Raw genomic sequence first — 5,756 nt, forward strand, 5'->3', positions numbered from 1 at the left:
TCGGGCCCGGCCGCCCGCGAGATCGCCACACGCGAGCCTGACGGCTCGGAGTGGTCGATCTCGAAGCCCGCCCTTGCCCTCCGGACCCTCCGGCGCCCCCCACGCCGGCGGTGCTTGCGCGGTTGGTGTCGGCTTGAAGCCGGGCCTGGTCCCGCCGCTGCTCACGAGCGCCGCAGCTTGGTCGACGCGGCTATTGTGCGTCTAGCACTTTCGCATGCAATTCCTCTGTCACTATTTCAGTATTTGAATTGGCATCGTTGGAATTGCAACGTTTCTGGGCTTTGTTGAAAGTTCACGCAATCGAATTGCATGCGGAATCTCTGGTATGTGTCTCCGTCGTCACTCATGGGCATCGCAGCCGGTCCCTCCTCGAAGCCAGCCCGGTCCCTCCGGTCCCTCCGGCGGCTGCGCATACGGATAGGTTGTTGCTATCTGGATAGGTTATGAGCATCCGGATAGCTTATTAACCTATCCGCATCGTCGTAACCTATCCGGATCGTCGTAACCTATCCGGATCGTCAACCATGTCAGTGTCACCCCGTGCCCCGCAGAAGGGGCCGCGGGCTCTGGCTTGTTACCGGTGCTGGTGGGGTGAGCTCGCGATGTTCGGTTGAAAACTCTTCCTGCTTAGCTCGTGTGCTCTGCGAGCGGTACAAAATTCTCCCTGCTTATGCGTTTTGGGCAAAAACAGCCGTTTTTTCGCGCGCTGGGAGAGTTTGTAGCGGGATGGGTGTGCGACGGTGGTTGCTGGGAGAGTTTTGTACCGGGGCGGGCGTTTAGTGATGCCGTTGGTTTCAAAGTTATGACATCCCTGTGCTCTGGGCGCGAAATAGTTCGCCCTGTGCGATCTGACGTGAACGCGAACGCGAAATAGTTCGCCAGCGAGGGAAAATGGCCTAAAAATCGCGGTTTATGGCGTGTTGGGTGAGTATTTTCGCGCGACGGGCCCAGATGGGCGTGTTGGGCGAGTTTTTCGCGCGACGGGCCTGATTTGCCCTGATGCCGTCGTACTGTTCCGCGTGGCCGCGACATGGAAACGGTCTTTCGTTTGACCATGACGCGGCGTCAGGGACGACAATCGTTGTCATGAGCAACGACACCACCCTCTACACGGTCGGTGAGGTCGCCGAGCGATTCTCCCTGACGGTGCGCACGCTGCACTATTGGGAGTCGCTGGGTCTCCTCGCTCCCGCCGCGCGCAGCTGGTCGAACTACCGCCTGTATTCGACCGAGGACTGCGCTCGTGTTCAGAGGATTGTCATCTACCAGGCGACGGGGATGAAACTGACGGACATTAAGGCACTCCTCGATTCTGGAGAATCGGCGGTCGAACACCTGAAGAGGCAGCGAGAGCGGCTCGTTGCTCACCGTTCGCGGACGGACACAATGATCGAAGCGCTGGACACACTGTTGGAGGACGCAATGAACGATAATGCGCTGACCGTGGAAGAGATCGGGGAGATCCTGGGGGACGCCGACTTTGCGGCTCACCAGGACGAGGCGGAAGAATGCTTCGGCGAGACCAATGACTGGCGTGAATCGCGCAGGCGTACTGCCTCATGGCATGGCGCCGAGTGGCGCCAGAACTCCGCGCGCTTCCATGACGTTGAGCAAAGGATGATTGAGGCGATCCGTGCCGGTGTCGCTCCTGACAGCGAAAGGGCGGCAGGCCTCGTCGAGGAACACCGGGAGGTACTCAGCGAGTTCTTTCCGGTCACTCCCTCGAAGCACTTCATCATGTCGCGCGCCTACATTCATGATGAGCGATTCCGCGAGCACTACGAGTCGCAGCAGGCGGGCTTCGCGCAGTGGCTCGCCGATGCGATCGAGGAGGTTGCGCGCTGCCGCGGCGTGGACGTGGACAACGTCGTGTGGGGGTGACGTGGGGACGAGGCCGGGGTTCGTGGCGCATCATTAGTGGATTGGTTGCGTGGAACGGCGGCGCATGGCCTTCAAGGACCATGCGCCGCCGTGGCGTGCGGGCCCCTCGCCTGTGACGGCGTCGAGGGGATACTTGTCGCCCTACTGGGGCGGTGGAGGAAGCTGTTCTTCGTTCGTTGCCGGGACCCGACCGGAGGGCTGTGGTGGCATCTGATCTGAGCGTGGCGGAGGTTCCTGCGTGTGGGAGGTCGCAGTAGCTGTCGGTGCTTCTTGGAACAGTGGGCCGGTCGCGTTCTGGATGGGTGCTGGCTGCGCCGCCCAGCCGACCGGCGCTGGCTGCGGGAAGGCGAGGATCGGGGGCACTCCTGCGGTTGCCGCCGTGGCCGATGCAGTCGCGGGCCAGTCGGGAATCTGCAGGAAAATTGCGGCCAGGATCCACACGCAGTTGAGAGCCCAATAGATGACAATGTGCCCGCCTTGACCTGAAAGATTAAACAGCGAAAAGACTAAGTTCGGGAAGTCTCTGGTAGTGAATGACTCTGTAACGGGGATGACGACAATCTGTAGGAAAAGTGTTGTGACCGAGACAGCTCGACGTGCACCGTTGGAGCGCAAGAGGAGAAAAATGCCAACCACTATCATCGTCACGAAATAGCAGAGAAGGAAAACAAGTAACGGTGAGTGGGTAAAAGGATCCGGATTGTCGCGGAAGAAATCCGACACGTGACTGTCTGGAAGAAAAGCATCCACAGTCAGGGCGATAACAGCGACAATAATGGCGGCGCAACACAGTTGCGAGCGCAGAGAGAGACGCCTCGATTTGCGTCGATCATTCGGCGCTGCAGGGGAAGTTGCATAACCGTAGCCGTACTGCATATTCACCGGTGTGTGGCTGACCTGCCCGTGCATGTATTGACTGACGCCAGGACCCGTGATGGGACCGGTATTCGCAACGATACCCGACACGCTCGAAGGAGCGATCAGTGCGCCGTAGGGAATTGGAGCATTGAGGGGAGTCGGCATCGCCATGCTGCGGGGTGCCTTGTCGGGGCGTAGTAGGCCGATCGCGCATAGTAGCCACGTGAGAGTGAGAAGAAAAGCGAGGACAACAATGATAATTGTTGGGAGCTCATCACCGTTCCTGATGGCGAATTCGACTAGCTCGACCGATCTGCCGATGAACGCCAGATATACGTAATTCTGCTCTAGGCATGCTGCGAAAATAGGGAAGGCAACGAAGAGGATAATGACGGATACTCCCGCGAGCGCATAGCGCATCGCTGCGGTCTTCTTTATTAAATAGATCACAGCGAGGGTGATCACCGTCATGTATGCAGCTATGTCCGCAAAGCTCGGACTGTGAACCAGTAACCCTACGATGGGCAGAAGTGCATTACAGACAATAATCGTGATTGTGAGTGCCCGTGTTCTCCCGGAGAGGGGCGCTTTGCGCGGGTGCTTTCCCTGCTGGGTATATGGGGCGTATGCCGGGTGTGGCTGCGCGGCGGGCAGTGGTGCACCGGTGGGGATGGACATTGCAGTCCTTTCTCGATGATCGTCGGATGGGTCACCAGCGATTCTTATGGTAACAGGGTATCTGTGTGAGAGATGCGATATTTCAGCGTGCGACGCCGCGCATGTCGGGTGCGTTTGAGGCTCTGTGCCGATTGTGGTGTCTGATGTGTGGCCGTCTTGGAGGGGACGCCGTTATCGCTGTGGCGGGCACCACCTGGACAGTGGCCCCTGGTGGGGGATGGGACGGCGGTGGCTGTTTGAGCGCTCCTTGAACGAGGCCCCTGTTTGTGTGGGTGTGTGCTCTCGTGGTGTGGTTGTCCCCGTGTGGCTGGCTCGGACCTGGCTCACGGGGCGTGTCCGCTCTGGTTATCGGTCCGGCCCCGGCCTGCTGATGCCTGTTCGCGTGCGTTGGTGTTGCGCGTAGTCAGCCAAGGCCCCGTCCAAGGCGTGATGTGGTGCATACTCTGAAGGCTGCTCCTGGCTTGCCAGTGCTGGAGGGGGCCTGCTATTATCTTCTCTTGTCGCAATCCTGCGTAGCTCAACGGCAGAGCATCCGACTGTTAATCGGACGGTTACTGGTTCGAATCCAGTCGCAGGAGCAGACGCCCCGAGCCCTCACGGACTCGGGGCTTTTCGTTTATCCCTGAACCGGTGCAGGGGAGGAGTGGGGGTGATTCGGGGTTAAAGAAAGGGGTTACCCCGCATATTCAGCGGTTCGCGTGCGAGCGACACACCAGGCCGGGCACCGTTGTGCCCAAAACGTAGACCACCTCGTCCATGACACCCCGTTGTCGGCGTTTTTCGCCGAGGTGGTCTGCACTTTGGGCGCCACGCCGCTCCGAACCGTGACCTCACCATCCCGAACCGTGACCTCACCGCCACCAAACGGGGGGAATTGCGCTGTGAGAGGCGCACGGTCGAGCTCGGCCCACGTCGAGGGCACCGCCAAACGGGGGGAATTGCACCAATAGAGCCACGACACGCCGGCGACACGCCGGCAGGATGCTTCTAATGGTGCAAAACCCCTGCCATTACCCCTGGCGTCATGCACCCTCACTGGCGTCACGCTCTCTCACTGGTGCAGGGCAGCCCGGCGGGGCGCCGATAAACGCCGGAAAGGCGTCGCTGACGGGGCCTTGCTGCACAGGCGCGGGTAGGGCGGACGCCGACAAACGCCAGAAAGGCGTCGCCGGTAATGGCGGGAGCGTCACGGGCGGCCAGCTCCGCGACGGGGCTTGTATCCGATGAGGCGAAACACCTGAACGGCAAGAGTCGACCCCAACTGATCGGGTTAAATCTTCCCTAGCGGCTCGAATGCTCCTCACGGGTTGAATGCTCCCGACGAGGTGCAATCCTCTCGATGGGGGTGATCCCGTTTGGAGCGCGGCGGCGCGAGCGTACAAGCCCGACGATCCCTCCCTTGACGATGCCAGAGACCGAGCCGTGACCAACGCGCTTCGTCCTATGTTCGCAATAGTGATAGGATGCTCGAGAGGGTGGCAGCCAGCCCACCTGGGAGTGATCCCCGGGCAGGTGGGCCACCCTTTTCTCATCATGCGCAAGCTCGCCGACCGCGGGCGAAATGCCTGGGTCAGAACCGTGATGTTCGATCAGTCCCTAGCTGCAACGGTAGGGCTATAGGGAGGGCTCATTCCGCGTGGGGCGTCAGCTCCAGGTGATCGGCCTGTTGCTCGTCATAGGTGCGGTTACCGTGTGATCCTTCGGGAAAGCCCTCTATTTCTCACTCGTATTGTTTTCAAGGTGCCGCGATGTCCGCTCCTTCTCATCATCGGCCCTGCTGGCGTTTCTTGGCGGGTCTTGTCTCGCACGTCCCGGTTCTGATGCGCCCGCTGCCAAAGCATGATCAATACCCCGCTCTCACGTGACGCGGACGCCGAATGGGCTGCCAGGTCACGCGGCAACCTGACGTCCAGTGGGGCAGGTGGCAACACGCCAACACGAAATGTCCTATATCCCTTCTGTCGCGCGAGAACATCGACGCGGGAAATGGAGGGAAAAGTGGGGAGCGGGGCCCATTACCCGGGCCTTCCGACGGTCGATTATTCCAAGACTAGCCCAGGGGGGATTCCCGCTCCGCATCAAATCTATCACGGGCTCGCTTGCATTCGTAGGGGAGAGTTGGGATCGGTGTGCAGTGCTGTGGACTTGCACGCTGGCGTGCGCGTGCGCGTGAGCGTGAGCGTGAGCGGGTGGTGAGGGTGGGGTGCCTGGCGTGCACGGGCGTTGTCGGCGTGTGCTGGCGTCGACGTGCGCAGGTGCCTGGCTTGAACCGTGCTGGCACGTGCGGGTTGCGAGGGCGTGGCTCGCATGTGGATAGGTTACGCGGATGTGGATAGGTT

The 5,756-nt window shown here is 60.5% G+C and carries 2 protein-coding genes and 1 tRNA gene; 2 read left to right on the forward strand and 1 reads right to left on the reverse strand.

The window, feature by feature from the left end; translation table 11 throughout:
- Nucleotides 1–1,086: 1,086 nt before the first annotated feature.
- Complete coding sequence (locus tag RYL44_RS09760; RefSeq protein ID WP_276741204.1) at nucleotides 1,087–1,881, forward strand: MerR family transcriptional regulator; 795 nt, start codon at nucleotides 1,087–1,089, stop codon at nucleotides 1,879–1,881.
- A 141-nt stretch (nucleotides 1,882–2,022) separates the two neighbouring features.
- Here the strand turns inward: RYL44_RS09760 and RYL44_RS09765 are convergent, their stop codons facing one another.
- Nucleotides 2,023–3,210, reverse strand: coding sequence for a hypothetical protein (locus RYL44_RS09765; protein ID WP_314975858.1), 1,188 nt, complete (start codon nucleotides 3,208–3,210; stop codon nucleotides 2,023–2,025).
- Between the two features lie 713 nt (nucleotides 3,211–3,923).
- On the opposite strand from RYL44_RS09765, the gene RYL44_RS09770 reads away from it, so the two are divergent.
- A tRNA-Asn gene (locus tag RYL44_RS09770) sits at nucleotides 3,924–3,995 on the forward strand.
- Nucleotides 3,996–5,756: the final 1,761 nt, after the last annotated feature.

It is taken from the genome of Actinomyces bouchesdurhonensis, assembly GCF_963540955.1.
GTDB classification, from domain to species: domain Bacteria; phylum Actinomycetota; class Actinomycetes; order Actinomycetales; family Actinomycetaceae; genus Pauljensenia; species Pauljensenia bouchesdurhonensis.